Origin of the sequence: Calidithermus roseus, from assembly GCF_003574095.1 — a bacterium.
GTDB lineage: Bacteria > Deinococcota > Deinococci > Deinococcales > Thermaceae > Calidithermus > Calidithermus roseus.
This window is the reverse complement of the sequence record NZ_QWLA01000024.1, coordinates 24,887-43,414: the sequence shown is the minus strand read 5'-3', so window position 1 is coordinate 43,414 and position 18,528 is coordinate 24,887. Positions and strand designations below refer to the sequence as shown.

Below are 18,528 nucleotides of genomic sequence, written 5' to 3'. Positions count from 1 at the left end.
GCCCCCCGACCTCTCCCCCGAGGTCTTCCGCATCGCCAAGGGGCTGCGCTGCCCGGTGTGTCAGGGGGAGTCGGCGAGTGAGTCCAACTCCGGGGTAGCGCAGGAGATGCGCCGCCTGATCGCCGAGCAACTGGCCCAGGGCAAGAGCGAGGCCGAGATTCGCCAGTTCTTCGTCGAGCGCTACGGCCCCTGGATCCTCTACGAGCCCCCCAAGCAGGGCCTTACCCTGTGGGTCTGGCTCTCCCCACTCATCGGGCTGGCCCTGCTGGCCTATGGCCTGTGGCGCTATCTGGCCGCCACCCGCGCCAGGGCCGCGCAGCGCGACGTCTCCGAGGAAGAGATCGCCCGCCTCGAGGCCGAGCTCCTGCCGCCCGACACCCAACACCCAACGCCATGATATTTGCCTACCTCTTCACCGCCCTGCTCACGCTGGCCGCCCTGGCCTACATCCTGCGGCCCCTGCTCAAACCCTCCCAGCCCTTCCCCCAGAGCCCGCGCCCCCAGGAGTTGCGCGCCGAAGTCGAGCTACTGAAGAACCAGGCCCGCGAGGCTGAAGGAGAAGAGCGCAAGCGGCTGCTGGCGCAGGCGGTACGGCTCGAGCGTGAACTGGCCGATCTGGGCCAGCAGGCTCCCGCCCCACGCACGCTCTCCCCGGCCACGCTGGCGCTGGTGACGGTGAGCCTGCTAGTGGTGGGGGTGGGGCTTTGGCGCTTCACCGTGCCCCGCCTGCCGGGTGAGACCATCATCACCAGCCGGGCCGAGGCCGCTCGGCTGCGCGAGTTGGAGTCCAAAGCCCGCCAGAACAACCGCCCCGAGGACTGGCTGGCCTACGCCAACCAGGCCTGGGACGTGCAGGACTTCGAGCGGGCCAGCCAGGGTTACCTGCAGGTCGTCAAGCTCGAGCCCAAAAATGTGCTGGCCCTGCGCCGCCTGGGCATCCTGCTCTTCTTTGCCGGGCGCGGCGAACAGGCCCTGCCGCTGCTCGAACTCGCCACCCGTGCCGACCCCTCCGAACCAGAGGGCTGGCTCTTCCTGGGCAACATCTATTTCCAAGCAGGTCGTTCCCAGGACGCCATCGACGCCTGGGAGCGCTACAAGGCCGCCGGGGGCTCGTCGCCCCAGGTGGACAACCTGATCCAGACGGCCAGGCAGCAGCTACAGGCCCGTTCGTCGGGCCAGAGGGTCTACCTGCAAAAATGCGCGGCCTGCCACGGGGCCCAGGCCCAGGGCGAAAGCGGCCCCGCACTCAGAGGCAACCCCATCAGCAAAGTCCCCCAGGCCGTGACCGAAGTGGTCACCAAAGGGCGCGGCAGCATGCCTGCTGTTCCGCTGAGGGCAGAAGAACTCGAGGCACTGCTAGATTACCTGAAAACGTTATAGGGTACAGGGTGACGGGGATGAAGCTCGAGCGACGCGACCTCATCTGGATTATCCCCAGCGCCATCGCTGCCGGGTTTTTCGGCTGGCTGGGCTGGCGCACCGTCTACATCCAGTTCTTCAAAAGCGGGGTTTCGGAGCCGGTGTGGAAGGACGGGCCCAGGGTGCACGTGGCGGAGGCGAGCGAGCTAAGGCGACCCTGGGCCTTCAAGTACTTCGAATATCCCGTCCGGATCGGCTCGGCAGAACGCAGGCTACGGGCGGTGGCCTTCCGGCTGCCCCAGCCGGCGGTAGGGGGCCTCGAGCTGGAGGGCGCTTACTTCCTGGCCCTCTCGCGCATCTGCACGCACCAGGGCTGCACGGTCAACTTCGTGGACAACCCTGAGCTGGGCGCCATCGCCTACAACTTCCGCACCGACCACCCCTTCCTGGGCTGCCCCTGCCACTTCGGCGCTTTCGAGCCCTTGCAGGCGGGGCGAGCCGTATACGGTCCGCCGCGCTTCCCCTTGCCGAGGCTGCGGCTGGAGGCCGAGGATGGGGCGATCTACGCCACGGGGCATGAAACCCCGCTGCGACCCCTCGAGCAGGGGTAGCGATTAAGTACCCCAGATGAGGGAAGATCAAGCGGAAGGCGCTTAGTCATCGGCGAAAAGGGGTATTGGGGAACGGTTCGTGAATCGCCCCTAGGTCTGGCGCTCCGCGTTCGACGTTTGACCCTTGAGGACCTCCACCCGCACGAAGCGGTCCTTGCCTCGCTGGAGCACCAGGGGTTGCTCGAGGGCAATCTGGGCGTTGGGATCGGCCACTACCTCACCGTCGATGCGCAGGCCCCTGTTCTGGATCATGCGCTTGGCCTCACCGTTGGAGGCGGTGAGGCCGGCTAGGGTGAACAGCCGTGCGACGGGGATGGCCCCGCCGCTGAGTTCAGCAGGGGGGATCGCGACGGTGGGAATGTCCTCTGGGATGAGGTTTCTGGCGACCTGGTAGTAACGCTCCTCGGCCTGGCGGATCACCTCCACGCTGCCCGCATCGCGGTCGTGCCCGGCGGCCTCGAGGCTGTACCCCAACCCCTCGTAGAAGGCCCGGTCCAGCCGCGGTGGGATCAGGCTCTGAGCGTAGGCCCCGGTGAGCAGGCGGGCCAGTACCCGGTGCGCCCCGACCATGCCGCCTTTCTCGAGCACCCCTTTGATCTCCTCGGGCTCCAAGTCGGTGCACAGCTCGAAATAGCGCGGCAGCAGCGGGTCTATGACCTGCATCAGCTTCTTGAAGATCACGGCGGGCTCCTCGTTGATGCCGATGTAGTTGTCGTAGCTCTTGGACATCTTGCGCCCGTCGGAGCCCTCCAGGAGCGGCATGATGAAGGCCACTTGCTCTGGCAGGCCATAGGCCCGCTGGACCTCGCGGCCTACGAGCAGGTTGAACTTCTGGTCGGTGCCGCCCATCTCCACGTCGGCTTCGATGGGCACCGAGTCGTAGCCCTGGGCGAAGGGGTAGAGGAACTCGTGGATGGAGATGGGGACGCCCGAGGTGTAGCGGTTCTTGAAGTCCTCGCGCTCGAGCATCTGCGCCACGGTGAGCTGCGAGGCCAGCTTGATAACTTCCTTGAAGCCCAGGTTCTCCAGCCACTCCGAGTTGTACCGCAGCTCGAAGCGCTGCGGGTCCTGGAGCAGGATCTTAGAGACCTGCTCCACGTAGCTCCTGGCGTTGGCGCGGGTCTCTTCGAGCGTCAGCGGCGGGCGGGTGGCGCTGCGCCCTGAGGGATCGCCGATCATGGCGGTGAAATCGCCGATGATGATGACCACCTTGTGCCCGAACTCCTGGAACTGGCGCATCTTGCGCAAGACCACGGCGTGCCCGATGTGGATGTCCGGGCGGGTGGGGTCTAAGCCGAGCTTGATGGTGAGCCTGCGTCCCGACTCGAGCTTCTTGCGCAGGTCCTCCTCGGGGATGATCTCCACCGCTCCCCGTTTGAGTGAGTTAAGGGTTTCCTCAACCGTCATGGGCACAAGTATAACCGCCAGGAAAGCCCCTTCCGCCCGTATACTGAGGCCGTGCTGCGTCTCGTGTTGGTGTTGGCGTTGCTGGGGGCGGCCCTGGCCTACTATGCCGAGCAGGTGGGCCTGGCGGTGGGCTATCCCCCCTTCATACCGATGGTGTACTGGAAGTACAGCGGCGAGCACAAATACGACCTGCGGGTAACCGGGGTAAATGCCGCGGTCAAGGTCAAGGTGGACGGGCAACTCAACGACGGCTCGCTCGAGGTAATCATCGCCCAGAATGGCCGGCAGATCGGGCAATCCCGGCGCTATAAGGGTCGCTTCAGCGATATCGCCTTGTTTTATGTCAACCCCGGCCTGTACACCGTGCGCTTCAAGCTGCAAGATGCCAGGGGCTATGCCCGCTTGGACTGGGTGAGCACCCGCTTCGAGTACTGAATGGCCAATTCATCCCACACGCATCGCATGGGGTATGCGCAGCCTCGCCCTGATTGGTAAAACCCCCATCCATGTGCTAGACTTGTGAACGGTTTGCCTGGAGCGCATATGTTCAGCGTGGCCGGGCAGTCTTGATTCAGGAGAAACATGGCACAGAAGAAAAGCACCCGCAACCCTTCCGCGATGAAGCGGCACCGCCAGTCCCTCAAGCGGCGTGCCCTCAACCGCTCCAAGAAGGCCACCATCAAGACCGTGACCAAGAAGGCCCTGGCCCTGGCCCAGGCTGGCAACGCTGAAGAGGCCATCGAGACCATGCGCTACGCCGAAAGCCTCATCGATAAGGCTGCCAAGGGCTCTACCCTGCATAAGCGGGCCGCCGCACGCAAGAAGTCTCGCCTGATGGCCGGCGTCAACAAGCTGCTGGCCGCCGCTAAGGCTTGAAGGAGTACACCATGGGCAAGGGCGATCGTCGTACCCGTAGGGGCAAAATCTGGCGCGGTACCTTTGGCAAGTACCGTCCCCGCTCCAAGAAATAATCCCCAATCCCCGAGGCCTATACCTCTGCCCTCGAGCCCAGCGCTCGAGGGCTCTTCGTCTTGGCGTTCAAGCGGGCGAGGTAATCCGGCTTTCCGCTTCCAGCTCCCACAGCAGGTCGCGCAGCAGCCAGCCCCGGCCAGGGGGCTGAATCTCGCCCGAGAGCAGCGCTGTGATCAGGTAGCGGCGCACCGCGCTGAGCTCGAGGCCCCCGCTTTGGATGATCTCGCCCACGTTGCGGGTACCGTCGAGGGCCACGGTGATCCTGTCCTCGAGGCGGGTGAGGCTGCCAGCCTGGGTGCGGCGGGCGGAGGGATGTCGGATGCGCAGGGCAAACCAGGCGTACTTGCGCAGCGGCACCAGGTCCCCCTCGTGCAGGCCGCGCCAGGCCCGCTCGGCGGCCACGATCAAGGGCACTCCCCAGGCCTTGGCCGCCGCCCTGACGCTCTTTCCACCGACCAGAACCGTGAAGGGCTCGACCGGGCGCGGGCTCTCCACCACCCGGCTGGGTGAGTCGAGCAGGCGGTGAAAGCGGCTCCACTCGTCGTTGAGGCGGGCCCACTCGCCCATGAGGGTCTTGAAACCCATCAAGGGCGCGCCCGTCTGGAGTTCGTTGACGAACTCAAAATGGCCCTCGTGGGCATAGAGGGGAAAGGTGCTGATGGCCTCGAGGCCCTCCCAGTCCCAGATTCCCCCGCCCACCACTTCCCCCCCCACGAAGCGCAGGGTCAGCGGCAATTCGCCCACTTTGAGCTCCAGGCGTCCGGTACGGCGCCCGTCATGGAGCAACTCCATGACGTCGGCGATGGGGATGGTGCTCAGATCTCCTTCCACGTATACCCTGCTCCCGGCCCTAGAATAAGGGTTCGACCGCCCCGACCGGCGTACTCCGCCAGGGCTTGCCGCACCGGGACCTCCGTCCCAGGCCGGACGACTGCCGCCACCGTCGGTCCCGCGCCTCCCACGAAGGCCGCCAGGGCTCCGGCGGTATAGGCCGCCTCGAGCGCCGCCTCCAGGCCCGGCATCAGGTGGGCGCGGTAGGGCTGGTGCAGGCGGTCTTTAGCCGCTTCGCGCAGCACCTCGAGCCTCCCACTGGCCAGTGCAGCCGGCCACAGCGCGCTGCGGGCGAGGTTGAAGACCGCATCCTGCAAGGAATAATGCCGGGGCAGCGCGGCCCGCGCCAGCGGGGTAGGCACCTCGTAAGTCGGGATCGCCAGCACGAAGCGCACCTCGGGCACGGGTAGGGGGATGGCGATGGGGGGGTCGGCCAGGGCCGCCACGAAGCCGCCGTAGATGGCCGGGGCCACGTTGTCGGGGTGGCCCTCGATGTGGGCGGTGACGGCAAAAACCCCGTCCCTGCCCAGCTTCCCCCCGCTCATGCAGTCGGCGATGGCGGCACCCGCGACCAGGGCCGCCGAGCTGCTGCCCATGCCCCGCGCCAGTGGAATGGGGTTGTTGGCCCACAAGGCGACCGGCGGAGCGACCTGGCCCAGCTCGGCCCAGGCTGCACGGTAGCCCTGGTGGACGAGGTTGTCGGGGGTGGGGGGCACCTGCCCCTCCCCCGTGTAGACGAAGCGATCGCACTCCGCCGGCTGGGCGCGGACCTCGAGGTAGGTGTCCACGGCCACCCCTAAAGCATCGAAGCCCGAACCCAGGTTGGCCAGGGTCGCCGGAACCAGGACCTCAAACACGCCCGTAATCATACCCAAAAGCCGCGTCGGGGCCATGCTACACTGTGGCCTAGCTTTCAGGCTCGCAGTGATCGCCTCGCCGGATGGAGCGATGGCTGTTGTGCAGTGCAGACTTCTCGGGGGTAGATGTTGATGGAAACGGCTTCACGCGGACTTCTCGACACCGTCAGCCCTGCCCTGCTGGCTTATCTATTTGGTTTTCTTCCACAAAACGACCCTCTCACCGAATGGGTTCCCGGCGAGTTGCTGACCCCGGAGTTCGTCCAGCGGCTCAGGGAGTCGCAGTTCACCGGCTTTGCCCTGGCCAAGCTGCCCAGAGGTCACGGCCTGCTGGTGTTTTACAAAGGACGCCTGCTCGAGGCCTGGCGACAGGACCTGCAAGGCTACGAAGCGGGCACCACCGCCTACCGCCACCTCATCGCCGAACTCTCCAAAGGCGGGCTCTCGCTGTACAAGCTGCGCCTGGAGGACGTTCCCTGCCTGCTGGCCCTGACCCAGGGCTCCCCGCGCTTTCTGGCCGCCATCCCGCGCTCGCTGCAACTGGAGACCCTGCTGGACTCGTTGCGCCAGGAGCACTTCACCGGGGTGCTGGTCGTGGAGGACGGCAGTGCCGGGAGGGCCTGGTACTTCTACCGCGGGCAGCCAGTGTTCTCCCCCGAGTTGCCGCGCGAGCTGCGCGAGGGCCGGGTCCACTTGTTGCAGTCCCCGAACAAGGCCCCACCGGACCTCTTCGAGGTCTTACAGCGCGAAGAGGAAGAACTTCGCCGCCAGCAGAGCAACCGCATGTGGGAGTCGGTGGAGCAGGTGCTGCGCGAATACATGGGGCGGGGAGCGGCGGGAGCGCTCGAGCGCCTGCGCCGGACCCTCCCCGAGGACGATCCCGAGGAGTTGCGCCAGGGGCTGGTGAAGTGGCTGGGACAGACCCTCGAGCCCGGTGCAGCCAAGCTGTTTGAGCAGCTCATCCAGCGCCCCCGCTGATACAATCGCTTCATGAGAAATCTGACAACTCCAATGTATCTGATGGCCGCGCTGTGGCTGGTCTGGGCCGCGGGGGTACTGAGCAGCGAGTTCGTGCGCAGCGCCGCGGTCACCCTGGCCGATTTCCTGGGGGTGACGATGCTGTGGAGCCTGGCCAGCCGCTCGCCTGCAGTAGTGCGCCTTCCCCTGGCCGGCCTGGCCGTGGGGCTGGTGCTGCTGGGGGTGGGGGATTCCTCGCTCGCGCTGACCAAGCTGGGTCCCAACCTTGGAGGGCCGGAAGCCGTGCGGGAGGGGATCTACCTGCTGAGTGCCCTGCTGGTGCTGGCGATGGGCGCCCTGCTGCCCTGGGCCATGGAACGCAACGGGCTCTACCCCACGGGCAACGCTCTGCGCTTCACCCTCATCGCAGTGATCTCGGCGGTCTTGCTGGTGGTCTTCGTCCAGGCTTTCCGCAGCTTGAGCGCCCTCAGCATGGTCTACCAGGGGGTGGTGTTCTTCCTGACCATGATCTACATCCAGCAGGCCGCCGTGCTGGCCGGGGGTCGCATCGCCCGCAGCCTCAGCGCGCTGAGCCTGGCGCTGGTGCTCGTCAGCCTGGCGCGGGTGGTCTCGGTGCTGGGGGGTCCGGCCCGGTGGACCACGGTGCTGTACGACCTGTTCTGGCTCGGCGGGATCAGCCTGCTGGTGTGGACGGCCTCCAGGGTGGCGATCCCCGCCCAAAAGCCCGGCCTGAAGGCTACCTCCACTCCCAGAAAGCCCTGACCTCGCCCCGCTCGAGCGCGGCCCTGGCCTGAGGTAGTTCCTCGGCCAGGTCGTGGGCCAGCAAACCCACCTGGCCCCGGCGGTCCCCGCTGAGGCCGTGCAGGTACACCCCCAGCCGCGCCGCGTCCCACGGCTCCAGGCCCGCCGCCAGCAGGGCGGCGATCACCCCGGAGAGCACGTCGCCCATCCCGCCGCTGGCCATGGCCGGGTTGCCGGTGGTGCCTACCGCCAGTTCGACCCCGCTCCCCCTCTGCCGCGCCAGGACCGTTGGCCCGCCCTTGAGCACCACCGTCACCCCCGCGAAGCGTTCAGCCAGCGTGCGGGCAGCCTCGAGCGGGCTCGCTGCGATGGAAGCGGCCTCACTTCCCAGCAACCGCGCCGCCTCGCCGGGGTGGGGGGTGATCACGGCAGGCGTGCCGGCTCGAGCGTACGACTCCACGATCCCCGGCTGCAAAGCGTCGGCGTCCAGGACGGTGGGTATTCGGCGCGAGAGCACGGCCTGCGCCGCTGGCTCGGCCTGCGGCCCCGCGCCCATCCCAACCGCGGCGGCTTCGGCCCTGACGTGGCTCAGACCCTCGGGCGACCAGTGCTCCTGCGGATAGCGGACGGACTCCAGCGGCAGGTGGAGCTCGAGCCCGGCGGGATAGGCCACGCTCACCAGCCCTGCTCCCGCCCGGTGTGCCCCCAGCGCGGCCAGCGCCGGGGCTCCGGTGTAGTTGGCGTAACCCCCGGCGATCAGCACCCGGCCCACGCTGCCCTTGTGGGCATCGCCCGAGCGGCGAGGCAAGAGGGCCGCCATCGCCTGGGGAGTGAGGAGTTCGGGGAGGTCGGGCTGGAAGAGGGAGCGCTCCGGCATCCCGATCCCCGCCAGCACGATGCGCCCGCAAGCCTCCCGCCAGGGATAGAATAGGTGCTCACTCTTGAGGGCGGCCAGGACCAGCGTGCTGTGAGCCCGGACGTGAGGCTCAAAGGGCAGGCCCGAGGGCAGATCCACCGCGACCACGGGGCACGACGAGGCGTTGATCCGACCCACCAACTCGGCCCAGGAGCCCTCGAGGCGGCGGTTCAGGCCCGTGCCGAAGAGGGCATCCACGATGACCTCGCCCGGCTGCGGCTGCCACTGCTCGAGCGGGCGAGGCTCCAGAGCGTGAGCCTGCAAGGCCCGCTGCATCTGGGCTGCGTCGCCGGAGTGGCCTTCCGCCGCAAAGACCCGCACCCTGGCCCCCGCCAGCATCAGGTGTCGCGCCGCCACCAGCCCGTCGCCCCCGTTGTTGCCTCTGCCACACAGCACGGCCACCGGCCTTCCGGGGAAGCGCTCCAGCACCCACTCGGCCACGGCCCTGCCCGCCGCTTCCATCAGCAGCAGGCTAGGAAAACCAAGCCCAACAGCCGTGGCGTCGGCCTGGCGCATGCGTTGGGAAGTGAACAGCCGCATCGTAGCCACGGCTGAATTCTATCGGTGTAATTTGAGGACCGTGCTGGCTTTGCGGGAACTGCGCAAGAGCTATCCGGGCTTCAGCCTCGAGCTCTCCCTGACCCTGCCCAAGGGGCAGACCCTGGCCCTGCTAGGCCCTTCGGGTTCGGGCAAGAGCACCGTGCTGCGGCTGATCGCCGGTCTCGAGTACCCCGACTCCGGCTCCATCCGCATGGAGGGGCGGGAGTTGCTGGCCCTGCCCCCGGAAAAACGCCGGGTGGGGATGCTGTTTCAGGATTTTGCCCTCTTCCCTCACCTCAGCGTCTACGAGAACATCGCTTTCGGACTGCGCGAGGCGAGCTGGCCCAAAGAGCGGCTGGAGCAACGGGTCCGGGCCTTGCTCGAGCAGACTCACCTCACCCCTCAGGCTCACAAGCTGCCCCACCTGCTCTCCGGCGGCGAGCGGCAGCGGGTCGCACTGGCGCGGGCCATGGCCCCCAACCCTGACCTGCTCCTGCTGGATGAGCCGCTGGGCGCGCTGGACCGCAGGCTGCGCGAGGCGCTCGTCCTCGAGCTGCGGGAGTTGCTCTCGGGCGACGGTCCCACCGCCATCGTGGTCACCCACGACCAGCAAGAAGCCTTCCTACTGGCCGACCAGGTCGCGGTGATGCGGGAAGGTCGCCTGGCACAGCTTGGCTCTCCCGAAACCCTCTACCACCATCCCGCCGACCCCTGGGTAGCGCGCTTCCTGGGTCATCGCAACCTGCTTTCGCCCGAAGAGTCGTCCCAGCTGGGACTGCCCCGCAAAGCCCATCTGATCCCCTCGGCAGCGCTGGAGCTGGGTCGGGGCCCACAGGCGCGGGTGCTCGAGCGGCTGTTCATGGGCGAGCGGGTAGGCTACTGGCTGGAGTGGCAGGGGCTGCGCCTGTACCACGAGAGCGGCGAAAGCGCCTGGCAGGAAGGCCAGAGCCTGTCCCTGAGCCTCAACCTCAGCCGACTCATCCCCCTGGAGGGTGCGTGAGCCGTTTTGCCATCCTGCTGGGCGGAAGGCTGGAAATCACCCCCCGCCTGCGCCGGGAGCTCGAGCGTGGCGAGGGCTTGCGGGTCATCGCCGCCGATGGCGGGATGGTCCATGCCCGGGCGCTGGGGCTCCCGGTGGAGCTGTGGGTCGGGGATTTCGACTCCAGCCCCCCCGAGTTGCTGGCTCAGTACCCCGAGGTGCCCCGCGAGGTGTACCCCAGGGAAAAGGACAAGACCGACGGTGAGTTGGCTATCGTAGCGGCGCGCTCGAGGGGAGCGGGGGAATTGCTGTTGCTGGGAGCGCTGGGCGGTCAGAGCGACCACAGCCTGGCCCACCTCACCCTGGCCCTCACCCTGGCCCGCCAGGGGCTCAGAATCGTCCTCAGCAGCGGCCTCGAGGAAGCCCACCCCCTGCTGCCAGGTCGCCACCGCTTCGACTTCCCCCCCTCGACCCCCTTCAGCCTCATCCCCCTGACCGACCTGCATGGGCTGGGCATCCGGGGCGCCCGGTGGGAGCTGGCACAGACTCAGGTCGCGCTAGGCGAGAGTCTGACCCTGTCCAACCAGGTCACGAGCCCCGAGGGTCTGGAGGTCGAACTGGCCCAGGGCTACGGGATTCTGATCGCGCAATTCAAATAAGAAGCACTCTAGCTCTCCTGGCCCAGGCTTTCCCACCCCACGCTTTGCTCCTCGAGGGGGGAAAGCCTTTGCTTTTTGGGCGAGAACTCAGCGAACCACCGCTTGAAGCTGGGCTCGAGCCCTACCAGTACCTTGTGGACCGTCGAGCGTTTGAGCGGAGCGGCCTCGAGTAGCCCCAGGAGCAGCCGATCCTGGTGCTTGCCCACCAACTCAGCGGCCAGGCTGGTGAACTGTCCTTGGAACCAGAGCTGGTCGGAGACTCCCGGCTTCTTGCGCTCGTAGCTGCCGAGCTGGGGGTCGCTGGGGGTCAGGTGGGTCAGGGTGTGGCCCCAGGCTCTGGCCAGCTTGAAGAAGTCGGGGTTGGTTTGCCAGAGGGCCAGCAGCCACAAGTAGTTGGCGAGGAACTCATCCACCCAGCGCACCCGTGTACGCAATCCCCAGGCTACCGCCACCGCATGGGCGTACTCGTGACCTAAGTTGAGGTCGAGGAACTCCTCGAGCTTGCCGGGCAGTCCGTCCTGCTTGGCCGCAGGAAGCAGCACCTCACGCAAACGCCACAGCAGGCGCTCCGGGTAACGAGCCGGAAGGAAGACGAACAGGCCCCCGCTGGGGCTGGTGCGCTGAAAGGCGAAGCCGTAGGGATTACGGGCCCTCGCGTTCCAATCCTCCTGGCCCAGCACCATCAGGTGAATGCTGGGAATCGGGCGATAGCGGCTGAGGGCGGAACGCAGCTCGAGCAAGTAACCCTGCATGGCCCTGGCCCTGAGCACCGATCCCTCCGAGGCTTGGGTGGGGAGATGGGGATGAGGGAGGGCCTGCACAGGGGGAATTGTATACGCCGCATGAGGTCGATAGTCGATAGCCGATAGCCAAGGGCAAAACGCCACACGCACTCTAGCGCGGTTCGAGGTCGGCCTCGAGGGTGTAGTCGTCGGGGTTGAGCATCAGCTTGAGCAGCACCGGACGGCCTAGCATGCCCGAGGTGCTCACCCGCGTGACGAACTGCACCGGCACGTAGACCGTGCGGGTCTTGATGGGCCCGATCCCCATTTCGCCGCTGCTGCACAGCAGGGTCACGGCCTGGGCGTAGGCCCTGGTGTCGCCGGAGCGGCTGGCCCGCCCCGCTTGAGTGATGAGCGAGCGGGCTAAAGCCGAATCCCGCGCGGCGTTGAACTCGCTGAGCTCGAGGACGAAGCTCTCGGAGAGGATGCCCTGGTAGGTCCAGGTCTGGCACGAGGGTACCGTGCTCGAGAGCACCCCCGAGGCCCGGGCGTAGGTGAGGAAAGTCTCCCCCACCGCCACCTTGCTGTACAGGCGGTAGTGGTGTCCCGCGCTGCCCTCACTGAAGTACACCACCCGGCTCCCAGGGGTTTCAAAGCGCCCCAGCGAAACGCCTCCCTGGGCTGCCACAACCGCGAAGGCCGCCGAAATTACCCATAACAAGCGCTTCACGGCAAGGTTGTGCCACGGTGGGGCCCGGCCCTGCACCTATTGCCGGGGCTCGAGTTCAGCGCGAGTAGTTGGGCGCTTCCTTCACCACCACCACGTCGTGGGGGTGGCTTTCGATGAGGCCCGCGCTGGTGATGCGGGCAAAGCGGGTCTGGGTGCGGAAGGCTTCGATGTCAGGGGTGCCGCAGTAGCCCATCGCCGCCCGCAGACCGCCCACGACCTGATAGAGCACGTCCCCCACCGGCCCCTTGTAGGGCACCATGCCTTCGATGCCTTCGGGAACGAGCTTCTTGGCTTCGGTTCTCTCGCCTTTGCCGGAATCCTGGAAGTAGCGGTCGGCGGAACCCTGGCGCATGGCCCCCAAAGAGCCCATGCCCCGGTAGAGCTTGTAGCGCCGCCCCTCCCTGAGCACTTCCTCGCCGGGGGCTTCCTCGGTGCCGGCGAGCATCGAGCCCAGCATCACGCTATGGGCTCCGGCAGCGATGGCCTTGGCCACGTCGCCCGAATACTTGATACCCCCATCGGCGATGACCGGCACGTCCAGGCCCTCCAGACCGCGCACGGCCTCGAGGATCGCCGAGATCTGGGGCACGCCCACCCCGGTCACCACCCGCGTCGTGCAGATCGAGCCGGGGCCGATGCCCACCTTGACCGCGTCGGCTCCGCGCTCGGCCAGGGCCCGGGCCCCCTCCGCCGTGGCCACGTTGCCCGCGATGATCTGAACCCCCTCGCCGTAGCGGCCCTTGAGGCCCTCCAGCGCCAGCAGGATGCCCCGGCTGTGACCGTGGGCGCTGTCGAGCACCAGCACGTCTACCCCGGCCTCGACCAGCGCGGCGGCCCGCTCGTCCAGATCCTTCGCCACCCCGATGGCCGCCCCCACCAGCAGGCGGCCCTGGGCGTCCTTGGCGGCGTGGGGGTACTTCCGGCGCTTGCTGAGGTCCTTGAGCGTCAGCAGGCCCTTGAGCTTGCCCGTGTCATCCACCAGGGGCAGCTTCTCGATCTTGTGTTGGCGCAGCAGTTCCTCCGCCTCCTCGAGCGTGGTGCCGGGAGGGGCGGTGACGAGGCGCTCGAGCGGGGTCATGACCTCACTGACCGGGCGGCGCAGCTCGCGCTCGAAGCGCAGGTCGCGGTTGGTCACCAGCCCCAACAGCTTGCCGAAAAAGTCAACCACCGGCAGGCCACCGATCTTGTACTCGCGCATCAGGCGCTCAGCGTCCTCGAGGGTCGCGGTGGGGGGCAAGGTCACGGGATCGTGAATCATACCCGCCTCGGAGCGCTTGACCTTACGTACCATTGCGGCCTGCTCCTCGATGGGGAGGTTCTTGTGAATGACCCCCAGACCACCCTCGCGGGCCATGGCGACCGCCATCCCTTCCTCGGTAACGGTATCCATCGCCGCCGAGAGCACCGGGATATTGAGCCATAAGCGGCGGGTGAGGCGCGTGCGGGTAGAGACCTCCCTGGGCAGAACCTCGGAGTAGGCTGGGATGAGCAACACGTCGTCGAAGGTCAGGGCTTCTAGGGCGATCTTCTCGATTTTGTTGGCGGGTTCGGGTGTGATCCGCAACATATTCCCAAAAGTATAACAGCAGAATAGATCGTGGCCTACCACCCAGGCCCCTATCGCGACTGGCCGCAGAACTTCGCACCGTCACAAATCGAAAGATAACGAAAATTTTCGTAAGCCAACAAAACCAGCTCCATGTATACTGTGCCCCATGAAAGTACTGATCACGGGAGGAGCAGGCTACATCGGCAGCACCGTCGCCAGCGCCCTGGAGGATAGCGGACACACCCCCGTCATCCTCGACTCTTTAGTCACCGGTCGCCCGGAGTTCATACGGGGCCGGGCCTTCTACCACGGCGACATCGCCGACCGCAGCCTGTTGGAGCGCGTTTTTGACGATCACCCCGACATCCACGCCACCATCCACTGCGCCGCCCTGATCGTCGTGCCCGAATCGGTCGAGCAGCCCTACCTCTACTACCGCGAGAACGTCTGCAAGTCGCTCGAGCTGTTCAAGCACCTCGAGGAACTGGGTTATCCACGAGTGGTCTTCAGCTCCTCGGCTTCCATCTACGATACCGTGCCAGGATTCAAGGTCACCGAGGACTCCCCCTTGAAGCCTGGCTCACCTTATGCCCGTACCAAATACATGATGGAGATGGTGCTGCAAGACCTCACCCGCGCCACCCGTCTGCGGGGAATTGCCCTGCGCTACTTCAATCCCATCGGGGCCGACCCCAAGCTGCGCTCGGGGTTGCAGGTGCGCGATCCATCCCACGTGCTGGGCCGGTTGGTAGACACTGCCTTGGGCAAGCTCCCCTACTTCCAGATCACCGGCACCGACTATCCCACCCGCGACGGTACCGGCATCCGCGACTACATCCACGTCTGGGACCTGGCCATGGCCCACGTCAGGGCCGTCGAGCGCTTCGACGAGGCGCTGGCCAGAACCTCCAACACCTACGAGGTCATCAACCTCGGCAGCGGTCACGGGAACACCGTAAAGGAGCTGGTGGCGGCGTTTGAAAAGGTTTGGGGCTCACCCATCAACAAGCGCGAAGGCCCCCGCCGCCCCGGCGACACGGCGGGAGCTTACGCCAACGCCGATAAAGCCTGGGAACTGTTGGGCTGGAAAACCCAGCTGAGCCTCGAGGACGGCATCCGCAGCGCCCTCGAGTGGGGCAGGAAGCGCAAGGAAGTGCTGGGCTACGCCTAAAAAGGGGCGAACACGGGCCAAGCGGATTTGCCTCCAAAGAAGTTGCTAGAGGAATCGAGGGTCGGGAGTGAATATCCCCCCTTGCCCCCGGTAGAGAAAGGGTGTTCAGCGTATCAGCCACCCGCTTGGCCCTGAAGCTTCCTGAGCGCCTCGCGAGCTTGGCTATAGCTGGGTTTGTAGCGTAGCGCAGCCTGCAAATCGCTGATGGCTGCCGGGGTCTGGCCTATAGCCGCCCGTGCCATGGCCCGCCAGTAGTAGGACTCCTCGTGGTCGCTGACACGGCCCAGCACGTCGCTGGTCAGGGTGATCACGTCCTGGTAGCGGCCTGCGCGGTAGTAGGCCTCGAGCGGATCGAACTGGTACCACAGCATGCGCCAGGGCCAGTTGGATATCGTACCCGTGGGGCGGCCCGGATCGTAAGCGCGGTTGAGGGGCAGCTTCCTCGAGCGGTCGAAAGCCTGCGCCGCCCCCCTGGCATCACCCAGCCGCAGCAGACTGCTCCCCAGGTTGAACCAGGCGAAGGCGTTGGTGGGCCGGGCCTGGGTTTCCTTGCGGGCGAGATCGAGTGATCGCTGCCAGAGGGTGCGGCTATCGAGCCTTTCACCCAGAATCGCCTCGACCCTGGAAGCCCGCTCGGCGGTATAGACCACTAGATAGGCGCGGTTGAAGACCTGCCATAGGCCGTCGAACTCACCGTAACGCAGCGTGACCCTGGGACCGTAGTAGGAGTCGAAGGCGTTGAAGATGCCCCTGGTGTCGTCGTAGCCGACCAGCAAGCGGTAGTGCCCCATGCCCCCGGCGTCCGGGGTAACGAACCAGGTCTCCACGATCACCGGAAAACCCGCCGAGATCAGGCGTTTGAGCAACGCGTAATCCCCCGCCACGCCATGATGAACCCTGTAGCCCTGCTCGCGGGCGTAGGCGGCCATTTCCTCGGGGCTGACGTTCTTATCCTGCTTGTTGGGTTTGAGCACCGGGGCGATTTGGTACTGGGTCTGCCGACTGCCCCAGAAGCTCATGGCCATGCCGATGGTCACAGGGCCACAGTTGTTGAAGCGCTGGTACTCGTGACGCACGCCCTGCAAAAAGGCACCTGGGGGCAACTCGGCAGCCCAGCACAAGCCCATCAGGCTCAGGGAGAAGGCCAGACGCATCACTCAGTCTCCGAACAATTGGTCGAAGGCATCCTTACCGCCCGACTTTCGCGCAGGACGGTAGACGTCGCGCTCGAGCTCGATCCGCCCTTCCCTGAGCAGGGCCTCGAGGGCGCGGGCGAGCTCGAGGCGCGAGAGGCTCTCGCCTTCCTCGTCGAGCCAGCGCTGGATGTCGCCCACACTGGCGAAGCGCAACCGTTCTACCGCACGCAAGACCCAGCCCCGCGCATCCATGATCCCCAGGCTACAGTAGCACCCCCGCGCCATCTCGAGCCGGAGCACATTTACCCTGGTCCGGCTCGCTAAAAAAGTAAAGGCTGCGTGGAGGCGGTGGGCCTATTCAACTGGCGCCGTCTTGTCGCAAAATAGCAGGGTGGACCCCTATCGGGAGTACCAGGACTATGTCGTGGCCCACCGGCTGCGCTCTGAATTGGGGGAACGCATTCCACCTTTGTTTTCCTTATCCGAGTATGCGGCCTTGCGCTTAGAACGCAGTGAACTCCTGCGCAAGCTGGTGGCCCGGCAGGGAGACCCGTCGCTGCTGAACCAGATCGAAGAACTCACCGACGACCTCAACTACGGCTTCTGGTCCAACCCAGGCACCCTCAAGGCCTTTCTGAGCCGCATAGGGCCAGGCGCGCACCCTGTCCTCAACAGCCCGGAAGCCTTCGAGCGGCTATTGTCGCCGACCGAGCGCTCGAGGCTGCCCGAGCCGGGCCTGGCCGGGCGCTACTACCTGGGCTGGTTTCGCCTGCCCAACCTGGTGATGGAGCCCCTGGCCTTCGAGGCAGCATTGCGCGAACAGGAAAGCCTGGGCGAGCGGCTGGGCCTGTTTCTGGACACGTTTAACCAAGTAGTGGGCTAGGGGAAGCGATAAAGTTGGTATTACACAGGCTCTGCCCACCGTCGGCCAGGGCTCGAGGCAAAAGCCCACCGGCTACTTCCCGGTGGGCTTGGCAGCGCTTGGCGCTTACAGGTAAACGTTGATGCCGAACTGCCCGGTCAAGCCAAAACCACCCGAAGTGAAGTTGAACAGCGGGTTCAACTCGACGAACCAGCTCCAGTTGCTAGCCACAAAGCGCTCATAACCCACAGCCCCTTGCAGCAAGAACGCAGCCGTGCCGCCCCCGAAAATCAAGTGAGGACCGCCGCCGAAGTAGACGCTATCGCCCGCGTTGAGGGGATAGAGCACATCGGCTCCCAGCAGCAGGCCAAAGCCACCCCCGCTCGCTCCCAGAGCCCCCCCGGCGCGAAGGTCGAGGGGCCCGAGAAGGCGCTCGAACCCCACGACTCCGGAAAGGCTCAGGCTAAACCCCGGCGTGAAGCTGATGACGGCACCCGTACCGTTGGCGAGCAGGCCAGGTGTGGACACCCCAATCCAGTTGCGCTGGGCCGAAGCCACACTGAAGAGGAGTACAAACATGGCCAGGACAGCGAATTTTCTCATGGCTTTCCTCCTGGGGGCATTCTAATGCTTTATTTCTCTCCTATGTAGTCTTTTAGATTTAGACAGGGCTCATAGTTAGGCTTCGCACCAGCCAGGTGCGATTGAAGGCCCCACTAACCATCGGGAAAAGCCTTGGCCGAGCCTAAAGAAGCCCCGCTGAGCGGGGCTTCGCGCTTTCATTCAGACTTCAGCTACAGGCCCGCGCCCTTCTCGAGGTGTGCCGAGATGACGCCCGCTTCCTGGGCTTCGCGCTCCTCGATCTTGGCCTTGATGCGCTTGAGGGTGGTCACCTCCTCCAACGCCCGCTGATCGAGGGTGTCGGAGATGAACTTGATCTGCTCGTTGATCTCGGGGATCGTGATCTGCTCGAGGGCGTTGACCCGGCGGTTGGTCTTCTTGATCTCCTCACCGATCTTGCGCAGGCGGTTTTCGGTGTTGGCGACCTCGATGATGGCCTCGGCCAGGGCCCTGAAAGCAGTGGCGGCCTCGAGGGTCTTGGAGCCCACCCCGATGGGGCTGAAAGCCAGGGCCCCGTTGCCCTCGGGGGCGCTGATCCTGGGCACCTTCACGCCGTAGAGGCTCTCGACTTCCATGTGCACCCTCACCGGCGTGCCCGAGAGCGACTCTACCGCTTCGGGGGTGTCGAAGGCCTTGGCGATGAGCAAGCTGAAGTAAGCGTCCTTGGCGGCGGCGTTCAGGGCCTCACGGGCCTTGAGTGAGTCCTGCACCAGGGCGAAGAACTCCCCGATCAGTGCGTCGCGCTTGTTTTTGAGCAGGTCGGCACCCTGCAGGGCCAAGCGGCGCTGGTCGCGCTTGGCCAAGAGTGTAGAGCGTGTGGGTGAGACTTGTTCAGCCATTGGCACCTCCGGTGCGCCCAACGCCCAACGCTGAACGCCTGAAGCCTT

Annotated in this window: 23 protein-coding genes; 12 read left to right on the top strand and 11 right to left on the bottom strand. The window is 66.0% G+C overall.

The features are described 5' to 3' along the window. The 3 genes from Mrose_RS07805 to Mrose_RS07795 all read left to right on the top strand — a co-directional run. On the top strand, positions 1-397 hold a 397-nt coding region (locus Mrose_RS07805; protein ID WP_147371589.1), incomplete at its 5' end, for a cytochrome c-type biogenesis protein. After that, positions 394-1,380 (top strand): tetratricopeptide repeat protein, encoded by a 987-nt coding sequence (locus Mrose_RS07800; protein ID WP_119277116.1) that lies wholly within the window; start codon positions 394-396, stop codon positions 1,378-1,380. The genes Mrose_RS07805 and Mrose_RS07800, both read left to right, overlap by 4 nt. A gap of 17 nt (positions 1,381-1,397) precedes the next feature. Beyond that, positions 1,398-1,970 (top strand): Rieske 2Fe-2S domain-containing protein, encoded by a 573-nt coding sequence (locus tag Mrose_RS07795; RefSeq protein ID WP_119277114.1) that lies wholly within the window; start codon positions 1,398-1,400, stop codon positions 1,968-1,970. Between the two features lie 90 nt (positions 1,971-2,060). On the opposite strand, the gene tyrS is transcribed toward Mrose_RS07795, so the two are convergent. Then, complete coding sequence (tyrS, locus tag Mrose_RS07790) at positions 2,061-3,377, bottom strand: tyrosine--tRNA ligase (RefSeq protein ID WP_119277112.1); 1,317 nt, start codon at positions 3,375-3,377, stop codon at positions 2,061-2,063. Between the two features lie 51 nt (positions 3,378-3,428). On the opposite strand from tyrS, the gene Mrose_RS07785 reads away from it, so the two are divergent. The 3 genes from Mrose_RS07785 to Mrose_RS07775 all read left to right on the top strand — a co-directional run bounded on the left by Mrose_RS07785 (position 3,429) and on the right by Mrose_RS07775 (position 4,348). After that, a complete protein-coding gene (locus Mrose_RS07785) occupies positions 3,429-3,812 on the top strand; it encodes a hypothetical protein (RefSeq protein ID WP_119277110.1) in 384 nt (127 codons plus the stop codon). Positions 3,813-3,959: 147 nt separating this feature from the next. Continuing rightward, positions 3,960-4,253: a 30S ribosomal protein S20 gene (rpsT, locus tag Mrose_RS07780; protein WP_018466482.1), complete on the top strand. Its 294-nt coding sequence runs from the start codon at positions 3,960-3,962 to the stop codon at positions 4,251-4,253. A gap of 11 nt (positions 4,254-4,264) precedes the next feature. Beyond that, positions 4,265-4,348: a 30S ribosomal protein THX gene (locus Mrose_RS07775; protein ID WP_119277120.1), complete on the top strand. Its 84-nt coding sequence runs from the start codon at positions 4,265-4,267 to the stop codon at positions 4,346-4,348. A 67-nt stretch (positions 4,349-4,415) separates the two neighbouring features. Here the strand turns inward: Mrose_RS07775 and Mrose_RS07770 are convergent, their stop codons facing one another. Both Mrose_RS07770 and thrB read right to left on the bottom strand, forming a co-directional pair. Beyond that, the gene (locus Mrose_RS07770; RefSeq protein WP_119277108.1) at positions 4,416-5,180 is read right to left on the bottom strand and encodes a DUF4388 domain-containing protein; all 765 of its coding nucleotides are present in this window, start codon (positions 5,178-5,180) and stop codon (positions 4,416-4,418) included. Further along, positions 5,165-6,049: a homoserine kinase gene (gene thrB / locus Mrose_RS07765; RefSeq protein ID WP_119277107.1), complete on the bottom strand. Its 885-nt coding sequence runs from the start codon at positions 6,047-6,049 to the stop codon at positions 5,165-5,167. Before thrB ends, Mrose_RS07770 begins: the two co-directional genes overlap by 16 nt. A 120-nt stretch (positions 6,050-6,169) precedes the next feature. Here thrB and Mrose_RS07760 point away from each other — a divergent pair, with 120 nt between their 5' ends. After that, entirely contained in the window at positions 6,170-7,015 is an 846-nt protein-coding gene (locus Mrose_RS07760) for a hypothetical protein (RefSeq protein ID WP_147371588.1), read from the top strand. 12 nt (positions 7,016-7,027) lie between these two features. Beyond that, positions 7,028-7,777, top strand: coding sequence for a hypothetical protein (locus Mrose_RS07755; protein ID WP_147371587.1), 750 nt, complete (start codon positions 7,028-7,030; stop codon positions 7,775-7,777). Here Mrose_RS07755 and Mrose_RS07750 read toward each other — a convergent pair. Further along, positions 7,752-9,212 (bottom strand): NAD(P)H-hydrate dehydratase, encoded by a 1,461-nt coding sequence (locus tag Mrose_RS07750; protein WP_119277101.1) that lies wholly within the window; start codon positions 9,210-9,212, stop codon positions 7,752-7,754. The genes Mrose_RS07755 and Mrose_RS07750 overlap by 26 nt on opposite strands. A gap of 40 nt (positions 9,213-9,252) precedes the next feature. Between Mrose_RS07750 and Mrose_RS07745 the strand changes: the two genes are divergently transcribed. Both Mrose_RS07745 and Mrose_RS07740 read left to right on the top strand, forming a co-directional pair. Next, entirely contained in the window at positions 9,253-10,212 is a 960-nt protein-coding gene (locus tag Mrose_RS07745; RefSeq protein ID WP_119277099.1) for an ABC transporter ATP-binding protein, read from the top strand. Beyond that, positions 10,209-10,850 carry a thiamine diphosphokinase gene (locus Mrose_RS07740; RefSeq protein ID WP_119277098.1) on the top strand — a complete coding sequence of 214 codons (642 nt, stop codon included), beginning with the start codon at positions 10,209-10,211 and terminating at the stop codon, positions 10,848-10,850. Before Mrose_RS07745 ends, Mrose_RS07740 begins: the two co-directional genes overlap by 4 nt. Positions 10,851-10,858: 8 nt before the next feature. On the opposite strand, the gene Mrose_RS07735 is transcribed toward Mrose_RS07740, so the two are convergent. The 3 genes from Mrose_RS07735 to guaB form a co-directional block, all read right to left on the bottom strand. Beyond that, positions 10,859-11,671: a hypothetical protein gene (locus tag Mrose_RS07735; protein ID WP_119277096.1), complete on the bottom strand. Its 813-nt coding sequence runs from the start codon at positions 11,669-11,671 to the stop codon at positions 10,859-10,861. A gap of 73 nt (positions 11,672-11,744) precedes the next feature. Continuing rightward, a complete protein-coding gene (locus Mrose_RS07730; RefSeq protein WP_119277094.1) occupies positions 11,745-12,302 on the bottom strand; it encodes a hypothetical protein in 558 nt (185 codons plus the stop codon). Positions 12,303-12,357: 55 nt separating this feature from the next. Continuing rightward, positions 12,358-13,869 (bottom strand): IMP dehydrogenase, encoded by a 1,512-nt coding sequence (gene guaB, locus Mrose_RS07725; protein ID WP_119277092.1) that lies wholly within the window; start codon positions 13,867-13,869, stop codon positions 12,358-12,360. Positions 13,870-14,017: 148 nt separating this feature from the next. On the opposite strand from guaB, the gene galE reads away from it, so the two are divergent. Then, positions 14,018-15,022, top strand: a complete 1,005-nt coding sequence (gene galE / locus Mrose_RS07720; protein WP_119277090.1) for a UDP-glucose 4-epimerase GalE — start codon at positions 14,018-14,020, stop codon at positions 15,020-15,022. 113 nt (positions 15,023-15,135) lie between these two features. Here the strand turns inward: galE and Mrose_RS07715 are convergent, their stop codons facing one another. Together Mrose_RS07715 and Mrose_RS07710 are read right to left on the bottom strand one after the other, a co-directional pair. Then, on the bottom strand, positions 15,136-16,176 hold the full coding sequence (locus Mrose_RS07715; RefSeq protein WP_119277088.1) for a C39 family peptidase: 1,041 nt from the start codon (positions 16,174-16,176) through the stop codon (positions 15,136-15,138). Between the two features lie 3 nt (positions 16,177-16,179). Further along, the gene (locus tag Mrose_RS07710; protein ID WP_119277086.1) at positions 16,180-16,410 is read right to left on the bottom strand and encodes a hypothetical protein; all 231 of its coding nucleotides are present in this window, start codon (positions 16,408-16,410) and stop codon (positions 16,180-16,182) included. A gap of 139 nt (positions 16,411-16,549) precedes the next feature. On the opposite strand from Mrose_RS07710, the gene Mrose_RS07705 reads away from it, so the two are divergent. Further along, positions 16,550-17,041: a hypothetical protein gene (locus Mrose_RS07705; protein WP_119277084.1), complete on the top strand. Its 492-nt coding sequence runs from the start codon at positions 16,550-16,552 to the stop codon at positions 17,039-17,041. Between the two features lie 105 nt (positions 17,042-17,146). Here the strand turns inward: Mrose_RS07705 and Mrose_RS07700 are convergent, their stop codons facing one another. Continuing rightward, positions 17,147-17,623, bottom strand: coding sequence for a hypothetical protein (locus tag Mrose_RS07700; protein ID WP_119277082.1), 477 nt, complete (start codon positions 17,621-17,623; stop codon positions 17,147-17,149). A gap of 191 nt (positions 17,624-17,814) precedes the next feature. Beyond that, complete coding sequence (locus tag Mrose_RS07695; protein ID WP_119277118.1) at positions 17,815-18,480, bottom strand: V-type ATP synthase subunit D; 666 nt, start codon at positions 18,478-18,480, stop codon at positions 17,815-17,817. Between the last annotated feature and the right edge of the window lie 48 nt (positions 18,481-18,528).